Origin of the sequence: Streptomyces sp. col6, from assembly GCF_008042035.1 — a bacterium.
Lineage (GTDB): Bacteria > Actinomycetota > Actinomycetes > Streptomycetales > Streptomycetaceae > Streptomyces.
Map to the genome: position 1 here is coordinate 1 of NZ_RDBL01000018.1, position 17,524 is coordinate 17,524.

Annotated in this window: 13 protein-coding genes; 5 read left to right on the forward strand and 8 right to left on the reverse strand. The window is 73.1% G+C overall.

Translation table 11 applies throughout. The features are described from left to right. Positions 1–51: 51 nt before the first annotated feature. The 3 genes from EAO73_RS25540 to EAO73_RS25550 form a co-directional block, all read right to left on the reverse strand. Positions 52–1,119 carry an ABC transporter substrate-binding protein gene (locus EAO73_RS25540; RefSeq protein WP_147973931.1) on the reverse strand — a complete coding sequence of 356 codons (1,068 nt, stop codon included), beginning with the start codon at positions 1,117–1,119 and terminating at the stop codon, positions 52–54. 19 nt (positions 1,120–1,138) lie between these two features. Continuing rightward, entirely contained in the window at positions 1,139–1,663 is a 525-nt protein-coding gene (locus EAO73_RS25545; protein ID WP_147973932.1) for a flavin reductase family protein, read from the reverse strand. 364 nt (positions 1,664–2,027) lie between these two features. After that, the gene (locus EAO73_RS25550; RefSeq protein WP_147973933.1) at positions 2,028–3,242 is read right to left on the reverse strand and encodes an ROK family transcriptional regulator; all 1,215 of its coding nucleotides are present in this window, start codon (positions 3,240–3,242) and stop codon (positions 2,028–2,030) included. Between the two features lie 17 nt (positions 3,243–3,259). Here EAO73_RS25550 and EAO73_RS36720 point away from each other — a divergent pair, with 17 nt between their 5' ends. Both EAO73_RS36720 and EAO73_RS25560 read left to right on the forward strand, forming a co-directional pair. After that, positions 3,260–3,736 (forward strand): hypothetical protein, encoded by a 477-nt coding sequence (locus EAO73_RS36720; RefSeq protein ID WP_224756445.1) that lies wholly within the window; start codon positions 3,260–3,262, stop codon positions 3,734–3,736. Between the two features lie 68 nt (positions 3,737–3,804). Continuing rightward, on the forward strand, positions 3,805–6,255 hold the full coding sequence (locus tag EAO73_RS25560) for an endonuclease/exonuclease/phosphatase family protein (protein WP_147973934.1): 2,451 nt from the start codon (positions 3,805–3,807) through the stop codon (positions 6,253–6,255). A gap of 21 nt (positions 6,256–6,276) precedes the next feature. Here the strand turns inward: EAO73_RS25560 and EAO73_RS25565 are convergent, their stop codons facing one another. From EAO73_RS25565 to EAO73_RS25575, 3 genes are read right to left on the reverse strand one after another with little or no spacing between them, the layout of a single operon-like run. Then, complete coding sequence (locus EAO73_RS25565) at positions 6,277–7,197, reverse strand: alpha/beta fold hydrolase (RefSeq protein WP_147973935.1); 921 nt, start codon at positions 7,195–7,197, stop codon at positions 6,277–6,279. A gap of 23 nt (positions 7,198–7,220) precedes the next feature. Continuing rightward, positions 7,221–8,465: a beta-ketoacyl-[acyl-carrier-protein] synthase family protein gene (locus tag EAO73_RS25570; RefSeq protein ID WP_147973936.1), complete on the reverse strand. Its 1,245-nt coding sequence runs from the start codon at positions 8,463–8,465 to the stop codon at positions 7,221–7,223. Next, positions 8,462–8,695, reverse strand: a complete 234-nt coding sequence (locus EAO73_RS25575; RefSeq protein ID WP_191134220.1) for an acyl carrier protein — start codon at positions 8,693–8,695, stop codon at positions 8,462–8,464. The genes EAO73_RS25570 and EAO73_RS25575 overlap by 4 nt, the downstream gene beginning before the upstream one ends. 330 nt (positions 8,696–9,025) lie before the next feature. Between EAO73_RS25575 and EAO73_RS25580 the strand changes: the two genes are divergently transcribed. Continuing rightward, complete coding sequence (locus tag EAO73_RS25580; RefSeq protein WP_147973938.1) at positions 9,026–10,555, forward strand: peptidoglycan-binding protein; 1,530 nt, start codon at positions 9,026–9,028, stop codon at positions 10,553–10,555. A gap of 34 nt (positions 10,556–10,589) precedes the next feature. Here EAO73_RS25580 and EAO73_RS25585 read toward each other — a convergent pair whose 3' ends face one another. Beyond that, the gene (locus EAO73_RS25585; protein ID WP_147973939.1) at positions 10,590–11,156 is read right to left on the reverse strand and encodes a dihydrofolate reductase family protein; all 567 of its coding nucleotides are present in this window, start codon (positions 11,154–11,156) and stop codon (positions 10,590–10,592) included. 101 nt (positions 11,157–11,257) lie between these two features. Between EAO73_RS25585 and EAO73_RS25590 the strand changes: the two genes are divergently transcribed. After that, positions 11,258–12,298, forward strand: a complete 1,041-nt coding sequence (locus tag EAO73_RS25590) for a hypothetical protein (protein WP_147973940.1) — start codon at positions 11,258–11,260, stop codon at positions 12,296–12,298. A gap of 309 nt (positions 12,299–12,607) precedes the next feature. Beyond that, entirely contained in the window at positions 12,608–13,837 is a 1,230-nt protein-coding gene (locus tag EAO73_RS25595) for an MFS transporter (protein ID WP_147973941.1), read from the forward strand. 65 nt (positions 13,838–13,902) lie between these two features. Here EAO73_RS25595 and EAO73_RS25600 read toward each other — a convergent pair. Beyond that, the coding region (locus tag EAO73_RS25600) for a S8 family peptidase (RefSeq protein ID WP_147973942.1) at positions 13,903–17,524 on the reverse strand (3,622 nt) is incomplete at its 5' end.

The following is a 17,524-nucleotide window of genomic DNA, read 5'->3' on the forward strand; positions in this document are numbered from 1 at the left end:
CGGCCGTGGTGACCGGAGGGACGGGGCGGGTGGTGTGCGTCAGCAGCTCGGTCATGGCTTCTCCCGGTACGGGGCGGACACGGCCTCGGCCGCCAGCCCCTCGAAGCGGCGGTCGAACAGTTCGGTGGCGTCCTGCTCGGGTACGAATCCGCCGGCGGCGAGCAGGTCGGCGGTCTCCTGCTCCCAGGCGATGGCCTTGTCCCAGGAGGCCGGGAAGAGCGGCTTGTTGAGCGAGGCGACGATGCGCTTGCCGTCCTCCCGCGAGACGCCCTGGTCCTTGACGTAGTACGTGTCGATCCACTCGTCGGTGTTCTCCCACGCCCAGACCTGGCCCCTGGCCCACAGCGGGATGAAGCTGCGGACGGCGGCGGCCTTGGCCCGGTCGTTCAGCACCTCGTTGGGTGCCCAGAGCACCGAGAGCAGGTCCACGACGTCGGTCTTCACGCCGCGCGCCCCGTCCTTGCCGTACTGGGAGAGGTACTTGGTAAGGGTGGGTTCGCCGAGCGGGGCGACGTCGACCTGCTTGGACTGGAGAGCGGTGAGGAACTGGGTGCTGGGCAGGGCGACCAGCTCCACGTCCTTGTTGTCGATGCCCGCCTGCTTGAGCGCTCGCAGTACGACGACGCCCTGGGCCTGTCCCTGCGAGAACCCGATCTTCCGGCCCCGGAAGTCGTCGACGGACCGGATGTCGGAGCCGGGTGCGGTGGCGAAGACGTACGAGGGGCTGTTCCGCACCTGCACCGCGACGATCTTCGCGCCGACGTCGATGGCGTGGGCCTGGATCGGCGGAATTCCGGCGTTGACGGCCAGGTCGATGGAATGCGCCCGGAATCCCTGGATGATATCGGGGCCCGCGCTCAGGTTGGGCCATTGCGAAACGGTGAAGGGAAGGTCCTTCTCCAGTCCGGCGGGGCCGAGTTGAAGGCGCGTGGAACGGACGGCGACGGAGAGATTCGTGCCGGGTGGCGGTGCCCCGGACGGCAGTTTTCCGGCCGGTTCGGCGCTCGCCGCGGATTTCGTCTGCGGGGAGCAGGCGGCGAGCGTGCCGAGGAGGGCGGTGCCGCCGAGGGCGAGGAACGAGCGGCGGCCGAGCGTCGGGGAGGTGCGGTGGCGTGGCATGGGAGAGGTCCTGATCCGGTCAGAGGGAGAGGTAGGCGCCGTCGTGGAAGAGCAGGGGGCCGCGGCCCTCGTCGAGCTGGGCGTCCACCACCCGGGCGATGACGATGCGGTGGTCACCGGCGGGCACGATCTGCTCGGTCTCCACCCGCAGGTGGCCGGCCACGTCGTCGAGCAGCGGCTCGCCGCCGGGCAGGCGGCGCCAGCGGGTGGGGGCGGCGAAGCGGTCGATGCCGCTGGTCGCGAAGGTGGCGGCCAGGGGCTGCTGTTCGGCGGCGAGGAAGTGCACGACCGCCGTACGGGCGTGCTCGAAGTGCGGCCACGAGGAGGTGGTGGTCCCGATGCCGAACGAGATCAGCGGCGGGGTGAGCGAGAGCGAGGTCAGCGAGGTGGCGGTGAAGCCGACGGGTCCGCGGCCGGAGTCGGTGGTGATGACGACGACCCCGGCGGGGTAGCGGCGGAACGCCTTCCGGAAGCGGTCGGGGGCGATCCCCGCCTGGGCGGGGACGGCGGCAGGGGCGGCGTACGAGGGCACAGTGACGGTCAACGTCTCTCCCGGGGTGGGAAGTCGGAAAGGGCAGCGCGGAATTTCCGTGGTCGCGGGGAAAACGCGCGCGGCGGTGCGCACGGAGGCATGCACGGAATCGCGCACGGCGAGGCGCGCGGACGCGCGGAACGTTCGCCGAATATCAGCGGGTATTTACCGGGGGCCCGGACAGCGGCCGCAACACGGACGCAGCGGGGCGGCCGTGGGCACGGACGAGCGGAAGGGCCGCGTCACCGAGGACGCTTTCCCTGAATTCCGCTGTCGGCTGGTCATGAATCCATCATCCCGTCGGGGTTCGGGGCCGGTCAACAATGCAACTGACTGAATTAAGTCGGACGACGGGAGGGGTGCGGCGCGTCCGGATTCAGGACACCGCGGGCAGTGCCGGCCACGGCCCGAGCGGGTCCGTGTACAGCGAGCCGAGCGCCACCGCGCCGCCCGCCACGGCCAGTACCGAGCCGGTGAAGCTGCTCGGCACCACGGCCCGCTCCGGGTCGTCGCAGACCCAGGAGCGCTCCGCCACCTCCGCGCGCAGATCGGCCAGGCACTCCGGCATCCGCCCGGCTCCGGGCTCGACGACGACGAGCACCTCCGGGTCGAACATGTCCAGGAGCAGGGCCGCGGCCCGGCCCACCAGCCGGGCCCGCCGGCGGAACAGCGCGACCGCCCGCGCGTCCCCGGCCAGCGCCCGGTCGAGCAGCTCCGAGAAGGACCCGGTCACCAGCCCCTGGGCGGCGGCGCGGCGCACCATGGCCCGTTCCGAGACCTCCGACTGGAGGCAGCCGGACCGCCCGCAGGAGCACGGCTCCGCGCCGCCCGACCCCCCGGCCCCCAGCGGCAGATGGGCGACGCTGCCCGCCCCGGAGCGCGGGCCCCGGTGCAGGGCGCCCTCGGTGGCGAAGGCGGCGTCCACCACCGCGCCGACGAAGAGCAGGACGGTGCTGGCCCGGGTCGATTCCTGGCCGAACAGCTGCTCGGCACGGGCCAGGGCGCGGGAGTGGCTGTCCACGTGGACGGGCAGCCCGGTCGCGGCGGTGACCACATCGCGGGCGGGGACGTCCTCCCAGCCGAGCTGGGGGTGCGCGACGATCACACCGTTCTCGGGGTCGACGCGGTGGCCGGTGGCCAGGCCGAGGGCGAGGACGGTGCGCCCGCCGGCGTGGTCGGCCACCAACGGGGGCAGCCGGGCGGCGAGTCCGGTGAGCAGGCGGTGGGGGTCGGTGGTGCCGTGGGGCTGCCGGTCCTGGGCGACGATCCGGCCGCGCAGGTCCATCAGCGACAGGGTGGAGTGGGCGACGGCGATATGGGCGCCGGCGACGAGATAGCCGCCGGTGTCGATCTCGACCGGGATGTGCGGTCGGCCGAGCCCCTTGGGCCCGGCGGTCTCGGCGCTCTCCCGGACCAGCCCCCGGGCCAGCAGCCGGCCGACGTGCCCGCTGACGGAGGCGGGCGAGAGGCCGGTGAGGCGGGCGACGGTGGACCGGGCGACGGGGCCGTGGTCCAGGATGGCGCCGAAGACGGAGCCGGTGCCGGTCGCGCGGCGGGCCGGCACCGGCGCGGGTATGTCGGCGCGGCGCAGCGGGGCGGTACGGGTGCATGTTCGACCCGGAGGTGCTCGTCGTCGTCGAGCCCGGAGCCGGGCGGATGCCGGAGTGCCTGGCCGATCTGCGCGCGGAGGTGGCGGAGCGCTCCTGGGTCTGCGACGACCCGGAGCGGGCCGTGGTGCCGAGCAGCTTCACCGGCTCGGTACTGGCCGTGGGGGCGGCGGACGGGGGCGGACAGACTCTTCACAGTGTCTTCCAGGTCCTCGGGGGCGGCGACGGTCGCGGTGTCGGCGTGGCACGGGGCGCGGTCGCGGGTCCTCGGGAAGCGGGAGGGCGCGGGCGGGGTGCCTCAGGCGCGGTGACACACGGCGGAGCACACCCGCTTGAGGTCGATGTGACCCCGCGTCGTGAGATGTGCGGATCGCTGCATGCCGCGCAACGTAGCCGGACCGGCGCAACCCGGTCAAACCATCGCCGCATCCTGGACAGGTTTGCTCGTCACCGAACGTTTTCCGGAATTCACCACTGATGCCTTGTCATCGCCTGTTCTACGCGCATAGCTTGTGCTCCCTCACCACACTCTGAGGGGCATTCTCCGTGCGCATATCCACCACCCGTTCCGCCCTGCTGGCCGGCGCGGTAGCCGTGACGCTCTCGGCGACCGCGCTGCCCGCCGCCTTCGCGGCCCCGTCCTCGTCCGCCGTGATCTCCGAGGTGTACGGGGGCGGCGGGAACTCCGGTGCGACGCTCACCCGTGACTTCGTCGAGCTGGCCAACGCCGGCTCCGCCGCGTACGACCTCTCCGGGTTCAGCGTCCAGTACCTGCCCGGTGCCCCGTCGGCGGGGTCGCTGTGGCAGGTCTCGGCGCTGACCGGTTCCGTCGCGCCCGGCGGCCGTTACCTCGTCGCGCAGGCGGCGGGCACCGGCGGCACGGTCGCGCTGCCGGCCCCGGACGCCACCGGCACCGTCGCGATGTCCGCCACGGCCGGCACCGTCGCCCTGGTGTCCGGGACCACCCCGCTGACCTGCAAGACGGCCGCCGACTGCGCCGCCGACACCCGTGTCGTGGACCTGGTCGGCTACGGCACCGCGGTCGTCCGGGAGGGCAGCGGACCGGCGAAGGGCGCCTCCGCCACCGCCTCCGTGGCGCGCGCGGCCTCGCTCGCGGACACCGACGACAACGCCGCCGACCTCGCCGCGGCGTCCCCCTCCCCGGTGAACGCGGCCGGCGAGACCTCGGGCGGCGGCGAGGACCCGGGCGACCCGGGCAACCCCACCGAGCCCGGCACCGTGCGGATCCACGACATCCAGGGCACCACCCGGGTCTCCCCGCTGGACGGCAAGGCGGTCACCGGGGTCCCGGGCGTGGTCACGGCGGTACGCACCTCGGGTTCCCGCGGCTTCTGGATCCAGGACACCGCCCCGGACGCCGACCCGCGCACCGGCGAGGGCGTCTTCGTATACACCGGCTCCGCCGCCCCGGCCGTGAAGGTGGGCGACTCGGTACTGGTGAGCGGCACCGTGGACGAGTACTACCCCTCGGCCACCACCCAGTCGGTCACCGAGATCACCGCGCCGAAGGTCACGGTCGTCTCCTCCGGCAACGCGCTGCCCGCACCGGTGGTGCTGGACGCCAAGTCGGTGCCGTCGAAGTACGTCCCCTCGGCCGGCGGCGGCTCGATCGACGCGCTGCCCCTGGAGCCGTCGACGTACGCGCTGGACCTGTACGAGTCCCTGGAGGGCACCCGGGTCCAGATCGCCGACACGCGCGTCACGGGCGCGACGACCGCGTACCACGAGGTCTGGGTGACGGTCGCGCCGAAGCAGAACCCGACCCGGCGCGGCGGCACGCTCTACGCCTCGTACACCGACCAGAACACCGGCCGGATCAAGATCCTGTCGCTGGACCCGGCCGCGCCGGTGCCCACCGCGAACGTGGGCGACGTGCTCTCCGGCACCACCTCGGGCGTCCTGGACTACGACTCGTACGGCGGCTACAACCTGCAGGCCACCGCGCTGGGCACGCTCACCGACCACCACCTCAAGCGCGAGGTCACGCGCAAGCAGAAGGGCAAGGAGCTCGCGGTCGCCACGTACAACGTGGAGAACCTCGACGCGCTCGACGACCAGACGAAGTTCGACACCCTGGCCGAGGGCGTCGCGGTCAATCTCTCCTCACCGGACATCGTGTCCCTGGAGGAGATCCAGGACGACAACGGCGCGGTCAACGACGGCACGGTCGGCTCCGAAGCCACGCTGAAGCGGTTCACCGACGCGATCGTGGCGGCGGGCGGCCCCCGCTACTCCTGGCGCTATGTCGCCCCGCAGGACGGGAAGGACGGCGGCGAGCCCGGCGGCAACATCCGCAACGTCTTCCTGTTCAACCCGGAGCGGGTCGGCTTCGTGGACCGTCCGGGCGGCGACGCGACGACGCCCGTGGCCGCCGTGAAGACGAAGAAGGGCGTCACGCTGTCGGTGTCGCCGGGCCGGATCGCCCCGGCCAGTGCGGCCTGGGACGACAGCCGCAAGCCGCTGGTCGGCGAGTTCCGCTTCCACGGGAAGTCCGTGTTCGTCGTCGGCAACCACTTCGCGTCCAAGGGCGGCGACCAGCCGCTGCACGGCCGCTACCAGGAGCCGGTGCGCAGCTCCGAGACCAAGCGCGTGCAGCAGGCGAAGGAGGTCAACACCTTCGTCAAGTCGCTGCTCGCGGCGGACAAATCGGCGCGGGTCGTGGTCCTCGGTGACCTCAACGACTTCGCCTTCTCGCCCACCGTCGGCGCGCTGACCGACGGCAAGGTGCTCAAGCCGCTGATCACCACGCTGCCGAAGAACGAGCAGTACAGCTATGTGTACGAGGGCAACTCGCAGACCCTCGACCACATCCTGACCAGCCCGGGTGTGCGCCGCTTCGACTACGACGTGGTGCACATCAACGCGGAGTTCGCCGACCAGGCGAGCGACCACGACCCGCAGATCGTGCGGGTCGACGTGAACGCCCCGGACCACGGTCACGGACACGGCGGCCACGGGCACCACGGCCACCACTGACCCGGCGCACGGGCGGGCGGCTCAGCCGCCCGCCCGTGGCAGGGCATGACCTGCCGTCCCCGTGCGCGGGCGCGGCAGCAGGCCGACCGGCCGCAGCGCGGGGGCGGGCTCCAGCGGACGGTCGGTGAGAAAGCGGGCGACCAGGTCCGCCACATCGTCGGGCCGCTCCAGGACGACCCAGTGGTCCGACTCCCCGATGGTCAGGAAGCGGCTGCCCTCGATCGTCGCCGCGAAGGCGCGCTGCCGCTCCGGCGAGGTCACGGTGTCGTGCTCGCCCGCGAAGACGAGCGCGGGCACCCCGCGCAGCCCCCCGGAGAAGTCCGGGCGGTGGTCCAGCGCCCGGCGCAGCGAGCGTTCGGCGTGCGGCGAGTGCGTGAGGGCGTGCACGAAGGACCGGCGCACATAGCGCAGGGCGAGGTCCCTGCGGTGGACCGGGCGCTCCGGGTCCAGGCACATCAGCGCCTCGGCGGTGAGCGCCGCGAGCCCTTCCGCGTCCCCGGCCTCAAGGCGTCCGACCGCCCGACCCCATCCGTCGCGCTGGGCGTCGCTGATGTGCGACGGTACGCCGCCGAGGGCCAGGCGGGCGATACGGCCGGGGCCGCGCCGGGCGCAGCCGAAGGCGATCGAGGCACCGTAGGAGAAGCCGAAGAGGTTGACCCGTTCCGCGCCGAGATCGTCGATGATGCCGGTGACGGCGGCGTACAGGAGGTCGTCCCGGGCGCCGGGCGGCAGTGGGTCGGCGCCGCCCATGCCGGGGAGGTCGGCGGTGACGACGTCGGCGTGCGGGCCCAGGTGCTCGTCCATCTGCGGCCAGCCGTACATCCCCTGGAGCGCGCCGCCGAGGACGACGACGGGTTCGGTGCGGGGCGCGGGCTGCCGCAGGAGGCGGTAGCGGTAGGTCAGCCCGTCCACGGTGAGGGTCCGGATGATCTCTTCGGTCATGAGGTCTGGTCCTTGGGCCCCGGTCACCTGGTGAGGACGAGGGCGGCGTTGTGGCCCCCGAAGCCGAGCGAGGTCTTGACGGCGGCGTGGAACGCGGCCGGCCTGGCCTCCTTGCTCACCACCTCGACGGGGATGTCCGGGTCGGGGGCGTCGAGGTTGACGGTGGGCGGTACGAGCTGGTGCTGGAGGGCGAGGACGGTCAGCACGGTCTCGATGCCGCCGGCGGCGCCGAGGGTGTGGCCGGTCATCGCCTTGGTGGAGGTGACGAGGGGGTGCTCGCCCAGGACCCGGCGCAGCATGACCGTCTCGATCAGGTCGTTGGACACGGTGGAGGTGCCGTGGGCGTTGACGTGTCCGATGGCGGCGGCGTCCACCCCGGCGTCGGCGAGCGCCGTGCGCAGTGCCCGTTCGATGCCGAGCCCGTCGGGGTCGGGGGCGACGGCGGAGTAGGCGTCGCTGGAGGATCCGTAGCCGGCGATGTGGGCGCGGACGGCGGCGCCCCGGGCGCGGGCGTGCTCGGGGCGTTCCATGACGAGGAGTCCGGCGCCTTCGCCGACGACGAAGCCGTCGCGGTGGGTGTCGAAGGGGCGGCAGGCCGCCTGCGGGTCGTCGATGCGGGTGGAGACGGCCTTGAGCCGGCAGGCGCTGGCGATCAGGAGCCGGGAGCAGACGGACTCGGCACCGCCGGCGACGACGATGTCGCAGGCGCCGGTGCGCAGCATCTGGTGGGCGGTGCCGATGGCGACGGTTCCGGAAGAGCAGGCGGTGGAGACGGCCTGGCTGGGTCCGTGGGCGCCGAGGTCGGTGGCGACGCTGCTGGCGGCGCCGTTGACGACGGTGAGCGGGGCGAGCTTGGGCGAGACGCGGCGGGCGCCGCGTTCGGTGAGGGCGGTGTGCTGTTCGTCGTAGAAGGGCAGGCCGCCGTGGGCGGAGCCGATGACGACGGCGACCCGGCCGCTGTCCCAGACGGCGGGGTCCAGCCCGGCGTCCGCGACGGCCTCGCGGGCGGCGATGACGGCGAGGCGCGAGAAGCGGTCCATGAGCCGGTGCGCGGCGACGCCGAGGACGGCCCGGGTGTCCAGGTCGGTGACGCTGTACATGAAGTCGCAGGGCAGGCCCTGGAGTTCGTCCCGGTGGGGTACGCAGGGTGCGGTCGCGGGGTCGTTCAGCGCGCGCCAGGTGGCCTCGGCGCCGACGCCCGCCGAGGTGACGAGCCCGATCCCGGTGACGGCCGCGGCGAAGGGCGGCAGGCGGTAGGGGGCCGTCACGCGGCGGCCTTGCTGCGCACGGCGTCGACCAGTTGGCCGACGGTGTCGCGGGAGGTGAGCTGGACGTCGTCGAGGTCGACGCCGAGCCGGTCCTCGATCAGGAGCCGCAGCTCCTCCAGCGCCAGGGAGTCCAGGCGCAGCTGCCGGAGGGGCACGTCGGGGCGGATCGCCACGGGGTCGGTTCCGAAGTTCGCCGTCAGCAAGGTGCTGATCTCGTCTGCTGTGCTCATGCTCATCGGGCACTTCTCCGCTGTCGTACGCGGTGACGCCTTGCCGCGTGAGATGTGACTGCCATCGGGGACGCCGGCCGGTCCGGAGTTCTCTGTTATACGCCCTGGCGGCGACCGGCCCGGTCCGCGTTCCCCCGTGCGGTGGGGGGCTGTCCAGGTGTACGAATCCGGCGCGGCGCGCGCCTGCTCACGGGCCGTCAACTCCTACGGAGTAGTGCGGGTTCGACACGCGCGCGGACTGATTGTCATACCACCAGTGGCTCTCTATCGTGAGCAGGCTTCGCGGGTGCCCGGCCCCGTGCGCCCTCCCCCCACAGAGCAGGAGCAGGTATGCCCACACGTGCCTCCGTCCTGGCGGCTCTCACCGCCACCGTCCTGGCCGCCACCGGCGCCCCGGCCCTCGCCGCCGGGGACACCGGGCACCCGATGGACCGGGCCTTCGACCGGGCCGCCCACGAGTTCGACGTACCGCGTGATCTGCTCGCCGCCGTCGGATACGGCGAGACCCGCCTCGACGGCCACGCCGGACGGCCCAGCCAGGCCAACGGCTTCGGTGTGATGCACCTGGTCAGCAACCCCGCGCATCACACCCTGGAGCGGGCCGCCGCCCTCACCGGCGAACCGGTCGCCGCCCTGCGCACGGACACCGCCGCCAACATCCTGGGCGGCGCCGCGATCCTGCGCGGCTACGCGGACACGCTCGGCCTCGACGCGCACGACCGCGACGATCTCGACGCCTGGTACCCGGCCGTCGCCCGCTACAGCGGTACGCAGGGCCCGGCCGCCGCGCTCTACGCCGACACGGTCTACACGTTCCTCGCGGACGGCCTCGACGCCCTCACCCCCGACGGCGAGCGGATCACGGTGACCGGCCGGCCCGTCTCCCCGCACAAGGACGGGATCGCCGCCGCCGACACCGGCGCGCGGAGCGCCGACTATCCGGCGGCGCTGTGGGTCCCGGCCGACCCGAACAACTACACCGCCGGCCGCACCGCGAAGATCGACAAGATCGTCATCCACGTCACGCAGGGCTCGTACGCGGGCTCGATCAGCTGGTTCCAGGACCCGGTGTCCGAGGTGAGCGCGCACTACGTGGTGCGCTCCTCGGACGGGCAGATCACCCAGATGGTGCGCGACGCCGACACCGCGTACCACGCGCGCAGCGCCAACGCCTCCTCGCTCGGCATCGAGCACGAGGGCTTCATCGACGACCCGACCTGGTTCACGGACGCGATGTACCGCTCGTCGGCCGCGCTGACCGCCTCGCTGTGCGACACGTACGGCATCCCGAAGGACCGGGCGCACATCATCGGGCACAGCGAGGCCCCCGGCAACGACCACACGGACCCCGGCCCCTACTGGGACTGGGACCGCTACATGGAGCTGGTCAAGGGCAACGGGACGGGCGGCGAGACCCGGGACGGGCTGAGCTTCACCACGTACACGACCCAGCGCGGCGGCTCGACGGGGCCCCAGGTCACCGCCCTCCAGCGGCTGCTGACCGACCAGGGCTACCCGGCGGGCGAGGCGGACGGCACCTTCGGGCCGGCCACGGCGACCGCGGTGACGTCCTTCCAGACGGCGCACGGCCTCGACGCCGACGGGGTCGTGGGCGCCAGGACGTGGACGGCGCTGCTGTCCGCCGGGACGACGCCGGTGCTCGCCGCGGACGCGACGGGCGAGGACGTCAAGCGGCTCCAGCGCACGCTGACGGCGGCGCTCGGCTCGACGGTGGACGCCGACGGCACCTTCGGCCCGGCGACCGCGACCGCGGTGCGCTCCTATCAGACGAGCCGGGAGCTGACGGCCGACGGAATCGTGGGACCGGCCACCTGGACGGCCCTCCAGGCGGGCCGCTGACCTCGCGGTGACGTCCCGGGCCGGTCCCGGGACGTCACCGGTCGGCGCGGTCGTAACAGAGCTCCACGACCCCGGTGCCGAAGGTGCGGCTGCCGGTGAGGCGGAGGGGCCGCAGGGTCTCCTCGGCCGGGAACATCGGCTTGCCCCGGCCGATGAGGACCGGGTGGATGTAGACGCGGTACTGGTCGATCAGGTCGTGCGCCGCGAAGGACGCGGCGAGGTCGGCGCCACCGAGCGCGAGGTCGCCGCCGGGCTGCTCCTTGAGCGCCCTGACCTCCTCGGGGACGACCTCGCGGACGATGGTCGTGTTCCAGTCGGCGTGCTCCAGCGTCCGTGAGTAGACGTACTTCGGCATGTTCCGCCAGATGACGGCGAAGTCGGCCATCGGTCCCTCGTTGGCGGGGTCCTGGTCCGCGGTGGGCCAGAAGTCGGCCATCAGCTGGTGGGTGACTCGGCCGTCCAGCATGCCGCCCATACCGGCCAGTTGCTCGTTGAAGTAGCTGTGGAGCTCCTCGTCCACCGTATGCCAGTCGATGTTCCGGCCCGGCCCCTCGATGAAGCCGTCGAGTGACATCGACATCCAGTAGATGATCTTGCGCATGGGGCACCTCACCGGGCGGTCGCGGGGACGGGGCGATGGATCGCCGCCGACGCTACCGTCCGCGCTTGACGCCGGGCCGCAACGGCGCATAGGAGTCGGGCATGAGAGTCGGAGAGGCGCGCGCCGCGGCCGCGCACTGGGTCGCCGCACACGCCCGCCCCGCACCGGGCTACCTGGGGGCGTACTTCAGCGGGTCCACGGTCGGGCGCCCGGACGGGGCGGAGCTGGCGGTCTCCTCCGATGTGGACGTGGTCGTGGTGACGGAGGGGGACGAGGCACCGGCGAAGCCCGGCAAGCTCCTCCACGAGGGCGCCCTGCTGGAGATCACGTACGAGCCGTGGGCCGCGCTGGCCGACCCGGACGCGGTGCTGGGCGCGTACCACCTGGCGGGCGGCTTTAACCGGGACACGGTCATCGACGACCCCACGGGGCGGCTGCGCGCGCTGCACGCGTACGTCGCGCCGCGCTTCGCCGAGCGGGACCAGGTGCGCCGGCGGTGTCTGGACGCCCGGCACCGGATCGAGAGCCGCCTCGCCGCCCTGGACACCGGACAGCCCTTCGCCGCACGGGTGATGGCGTGGCTCTTCCCCACCGGGGTCACCACGCACGTCCCGCTGGTGGCCGCCCTGCGCAACCCGACGATCCGGCTGCGCTACCCCGCCGTGCGCGACGTCCTCACGGAGTACGGGCAGCAGGCGCTGTACCCGGAACTGCTGGCGCTCCTGGGCTGCGAGAAGGTCTGCGCGCGGCGGGTGCGCCACCATCTGGCTGAGCTGACAAAGACGTTCGACGCCACGGTCCCGGTCGCGCGCACCCCGTTCTTCTTCAGCAGCGACCTCACCGAGCGGGCGCGCCCCGTCGCCGTCGACGGCAGCCGGGAGCTGATCGACCGGGGCGACCACCGGGAGGCGGTCTTCTGGATCGTCGCGACGTTCGCCCGCTGCCACACGGTCCTGGCCGTGGACGCGCCGGAGCTGCACACCGCCCGGCTGCCGGCGTTCCGGGAAGCGGTCGCCGGCCTCACCGGCATCGCGAGCGCCGGCGACCTGCTCGCCCGGCGCGACGAGGTGCTGCGCTTCGTGCCCCGGCTGTGGGCCGCCACCGAGGAGATCCTGGCGGCCGGCGCGGAGGTCGTCGGGTAGGGCCTTTCGTTTGGATCAGGGCGGATCAGGGAGCGGGCTGCGGTGCCGTGCATCGCAAGGCGGAGGATTGAATCAACGCGGAGCGTTGGTGATTGACGACAACGCCGCGAGGTGCGGCACCGCAGCCCGCGAGCCCGGCCTGATCCAAACGAAAGGCCCTAGGGGTCCCTCTGCTACCTTGCCCGCGTGTCCCTTCCTCGTGCGTAGGACCCCGCTCCGACCGCGCCCGGCCCACCGGGTGCGGCGCCCCGGTGTCCCCGCACGCCCGCGGCGCGGCCGAGTCCGCCCCGCCCTCCGAGGAAGCCCACCATGCCCACGCCCTCGTACGCCGCTGTCCTGCGTGCCCCTCATGCCGCACGCACCTTCGCCGCCGCGCTCACCGGGCGGCTCTCCTACGGAATCGCTCCGCTCGCCCTGCTCCTCGCCGTCAAGGACGCCACCGGCTCCTACTCCGCCGCCGGGACCGTCATGGCCCTGTTCGGGGCCGCCAGTGTGCTCCTCTCCCCCGCACGTGCCGGGCTGATCGACCGGTACGGGCCGCGCCGCGCCCTGCCGCCGATGGCGGGCCTGTACGCGGTGCTGCTCACCGTCCTCGCCCTGGTCACCTGGCGGCCGGGTGCCTCGCCGCTGTTCCTCGGGGCGCTCGCCACGGCGGCAGGCGTCTGCACGCCGCCGCTGGGCCCGGTCATGCGGGCGCTGTGGAGCGGCCTCGTCCCCGACCGGGAGCTGCTGCGCCGCGCCTACAGTCTGGACGGGGTGGCCGAGGAACTGCTGTACGTCACCGGCCCGTTGCTGGTGGGCGTGCTGGTGACGGCCACCGGGCCCGCCGCCGGTGTGCTGACCGCTGCGGTGCTGATCGCCGTCGGGGCGGGGGCGCTGGTGACCTCGCCCGCGGTGCCGCGCGGGAAGCCGGAACACGGCGCCGACGCGGCCGGGGCCGGGGCGTCGGCCCTGCGGCTCGGCGCCGTGCCCGCGCTGCGGCGCGCTGTGCTGGTGACGGCCGCCGTGGGGCTCTGCCTCGGGGCCCTCGACCTGCTGGTGGTGGCCCTCACCGAGGCGATGCACCGGGCGTCGGCGGTGTCCTGGGTGCTGGCGGCCCTGTCGGCGACGAGCGCCGTCGGGGGGCTGGCCTACGGGGCGCTGCGGTGGCGGGCCCCGCTGGGGGTGCGGCTGCCGGCGACGGCCGCCGGTCTCGGCACGGCGGCCGCGGCGGCCGGGCTCGCGGGCAACGTGTACGTGCTGATCGCTGTGGTCGGCGTGGCGGGTCTCTTCGTCGCGCCGGCGCTCACGACCGCCTACCTGATCGCGGACGAGTCGGCGGACGCGGCCCGGCGCACCCGGGCGGGCGCCTGGGTCAACACCGCGTTCAACGCGGGCTCCTCGGGCGGCACGGCGGCGGTGGGGCTCCTGGTGGACCGGCTGCCGCTCGCGCTGTGCTGCGCGGTGGCGGCGGCCCCGGCGCTGCTGTGCGCGGCGGCCGTCGGGGGCCCTGGTGTACGGCGGTCCCGGACGGGGGCCGAGGCGGTGGACGCGGCCTGACGCACGGGGGCGGCCGCCCACCCGGGAGCGGGTGAGCGGCCGCCTCGTACGAGGGGTTCGGCGCGTTACTTCAGGCCGAACGCCCGGATGATCTCCTGGTCCACCGCGAGGCCGCCTGCGGCCTCGGCATGGGCCTTGAGCGAGACCGCCTTGGCGCCCTTCTTCGGGGTCTTGAACCGGGCGGTCCAGGATCCCGTCCGGTCCTTGTCGAGCGACACCGGGCTCCAGGTCTTCCCGTCGTCGTAACTCACCGACAGGCGGGCCTTCGTGGCCTTCACGGCACCGTTCAGCCACTCCTGCGTGGTGGACGACAGGCCGATCTCGGTCCACTTGCCGGCCGGGACGTCACCGGCGAGGTCCGTGGCGACGTCGTAGTCCAGCTGGAGCATCGGGATGTCCACCTGGTACGGACCCTCCGGGTCGAGGGCGCCCGAGACGAACGACCACTCCGAGTGGGTGCGCACGGACGTCTTCCAGGTGTCCGCGTCGCGCGAGGCGTCGAGCACCAGGCGGTAGGGCAGCTTCTCGTCGGGCAGATCACCGATGTAGCCGGCCCGGCCCGGGGACTCGTCCAGCACCTTGTCGCCCTGGTAGACCGTCACCTTGCCGGTGTCGTACTCCTTGTCCGGCATGGAGCCCGAGTGCCCGGCCCCGGCGTCCGTCCACGGGGTGATGTTGTACTGGATGTCGCCGTACTGCGAGCGGTTCGGGCCCCAGTAGGCGGTGCCCAGGCGCGGCCGGGTGACGGGGGCGAACCACTGGGCCTTGTTGGTGGAGCCGGCCCGGTAGTCCATCTCGCCGCCGCGCTCCTCCAGCGCGGTGTCGCTGCCCTCCTCGTTGAACTGGGAGTGGTTCTCGTACCAGAAGGAGGCGCCGGGCAGCGGGTTGACCCACTCGGTGCGGGTGCCGGGGAACTTCTCGTACTCCTCGAAGCCGAGCCCGGGGCCGTACTCGGGGATGTCGTAGCGGAAGCCGCCGCCGACGACGTCGCGGTGGCCGTAGAAGGTGTTCTCGATCTTCGCCAGGTCACGGGTGGCCGGGTCGAAGGCGAGCGAGCGGTTCGGGATGGTGCCGTCGTGGCGGTCGACCAGGTCGTAGACGTAGCTCGCGTACTTGTGCTGCTCGACGGTCAGTTTTTCGCCGTGCTGCGCGGCCTTGACCAGGCTCTCGCCGGCGATCCGCTGGACGGAGAGCACCGGGATGGGGAGCGTGGTGCCCCAGTCCGCGTAGGACTCCATCAGCCGGCCCTCGCCGCGGTTGACGACGAACAGCGCCTTGGCGCCGGCGGCGACCGCGGCGGCGGCGCGGTCGGCCGGGGACACCGTGTCACTGGCGCGGATGACCACGGCCATGCCCTTGGCGTCCACGCGCTTGTAGTCGGCGGCGGAGCCGTTGCCCGCGAAGACGCTGCGGAGCTTGTCCCTGCTGTTCTCGGCGACTGCCGAGCCGCCCTGCGCGGTGACCGGGACGTCCCGGCCGTCGGCCGTCAGATCGACCAGCTTCTCGCCCTGGCGCCAGCGGGTCAGGAAGGAGAAGTCGCCCTGGGTGACCTTCTTGGTGGGGCTCGCCCACAGCTGGTCGTACGTCAGCGGGATCTGGTACGCGTCGCGCAGGACGGTGCCGTCCGGTGAGGTGCGCGCCATGTCGTAGCGCAGCTGGCGGGTCTCGGACTCCTTCGGCGTGCTCACGCTGATCTTACGGGCCTTGGAGGCGTCGAGGGTGGCCGTGACCGGCTTGTCCAGGATGATCTCGGGGGCTGCCAGGAAGGCGATGGCCCTGGAGTCGGCGGTGTCGCCCTTGACGTCGGCGGCGGCCCAGGCGGTGTAGTTGCCCGGGGGCAGGCGGAGCGTGGTCTCGCCCGACACCGCGACGGGCGACAGGTTCGGGTCGCCGAGCGCGCCGAGGACGACGGTGCCGTCCATGGGCTTGCCGGAGCGGTCGCGCAGCCGGAGCGTGAGGTCGTAGAGCTCCTGCTCCTTGGTGAGCGCGAAGCCGGTGTGCGCGACGACGGCGCCGGAGGCGTCCTTGGCGATCACCTGGCCGGAGAACGTCGTGCCCGCGGCGGCCTTCGACGGGTCGAGCGTCAGGACGGCCTCGGCGGTGGAGCCGGCCGGGACGGTCAGCTGCTTCACGGACAGCGTGTACGCGTCCGAGTCGCTGTCCGTCGCCAGGTCGAGGGTGACGTCTGCGGTGCCCGTGTTGCGGTAGGTGATGGTCCGCTCGGCGACCGGGTCGGAGGCGCTGTGCGGCCAGTCGTACGCGGCGACCGCGACGGAGCCGGTGGCCTCGACGGTCGTGTCGACGGCGGCCTTCACGTCGACCCGGCCGGTGCCCTGCTCGTACGGGGTGTAGTCGGGCAGCACCTTGGACGAGCTCATCAGCGCGTCCTTGATGCGCTGGCCGGTCCAGTCGGGGTGGCGCTGCTTGAGGATGGCGGCGGCGCCCGCGACGTGCGGGGTGGCCATCGACGTACCGGACATCGACTGGTACATGCCCTCGATGCCGGGGACCGACTGCGAGGCGGCGGCGTTGATGTCGACGCCGGGCGCGGACAGGTCCGGCTTCAGGGCGTAGGTGCGCACCAGCGGGCCCATGGACGAGAAGTCCGCGCGGCCGTCCTGCTTGTCGACGGCGGCGACGGTGAGCGCCTGGTCCGCGGATCCGGGCGAGCCGATGGTGCCGGCGCCGTACGCGTTGCCGGCGGCGATCACGAAGAGCGGGCCGCCGTCCGCGGAGAGGGTGTTGACGGCCTGGGACATGGGGTCGGTGCCGTCGTCGGCGACCGGTGAGCCGAGGCTCATGGAGACGACGTCGGCGCCCTCGGCCTTCGCCCACTCCATGGCCTCGATGATGCCGGAGTCGGCGCCGGAGCCCTCGTTGCTGAGGACCTTGCCGACGAGCAGCCCGGCCTCGGGGGCGACGCCCTTGTTGACGCCGTCGGACGCGGCGCCGGAGCCGGCGATGGTGGAGGCGACGTGCGTGCCGTGGCCGTTCTTGTCGTCGACCTCCTCGCCCGGCACGAAGCTCTTGGACTCCAGGATGCGGTCCTTGACGTCCGGGTGGTCCTCGTCGATGCCGGTGTCCAGGACGGCGACCTTGATGCCCTTGCCGTCGTAGCCCTCGGCCCAGGCCTGCGGGGCGTTGATCTGCGGCACCGAGTCCTTGAGCGCGGCCTCGGCGCGGCCGTCGAGCCAGAGCTTGGCGATGCCGTTGTCCAGCGAACGGGCCGTGGCGGTGCGCGCGATGTCGTTCCAGAAGGAGCGCGCGGTGTCCTTGCCTGCCCTGAGGGCGGCGCCGTGGATGGACTGCAGCTGCCGGACCGTCTTGCTGCCGCGCGGGGCGACGGGCAGCGAACGGGCCTTGGACGCCGGGTAGGTGGCGATGAGCGGGATGCCGCCGGTCGACTTGTCGTCGTAGCCCATCTTCGCGAGCGCCGAGACGTTGAAGAGGCGACGGTCGAGCTTCCCGGCCGCGAGCAGGCTCTGCGCCTCGTCGGGCAGGACGTAGATGTCGTCCCCGGCCTGCTGGACGTGTACACCGCCGGTCGCGCCCTCGGCGCGGTCCACGGTGACGGTGTCCTGCTTGCCCGTGCCGTCCGTGTAGTGGACGACGTCGCCGGTGACGAGGGTGATGTCGTAGCGCTGAACGGGCTTCGCGGCGGGGGTGGTTGCCGTGGTGGGGGAAGCG

Bases quoted from the DNA above. Each gene is read 5' to 3' on its own strand.
- EAO73_RS25540 (WP_147973931.1), bottom strand. From the start codon at position 1,119: ATGCCACGCCACCGCACCTCCCCGACGCTCGGCCGCCGCTCGTTCCTC.
- EAO73_RS36720 (WP_224756445.1), top strand. From the start codon at position 3,260: ATGTTCGACCCGGAGGTGCTCGTCGTCGTCGAGCCCGGAGCCGGGCGG.
- EAO73_RS25565 (WP_147973935.1), bottom strand. From the start codon at position 7,197: ATGACCGAAGAGATCATCCGGACCCTCACCGTGGACGGGCTGACCTAC.
- EAO73_RS25575 (WP_191134220.1), bottom strand. From the start codon at position 8,695: ATGAGCACAGCAGACGAGATCAGCACCTTGCTGACGGCGAACTTCGGA.
- EAO73_RS25580 (WP_147973938.1), top strand. From the start codon at position 9,026: ATGCCCACACGTGCCTCCGTCCTGGCGGCTCTCACCGCCACCGTCCTG.
- EAO73_RS25585 (WP_147973939.1), bottom strand. From the start codon at position 11,156: ATGCGCAAGATCATCTACTGGATGTCGATGTCACTCGACGGCTTCATC.
- EAO73_RS25590 (WP_147973940.1), top strand. From the start codon at position 11,258: ATGAGAGTCGGAGAGGCGCGCGCCGCGGCCGCGCACTGGGTCGCCGCA.
- EAO73_RS25595 (WP_147973941.1), top strand. From the start codon at position 12,608: ATGCCCACGCCCTCGTACGCCGCTGTCCTGCGTGCCCCTCATGCCGCA.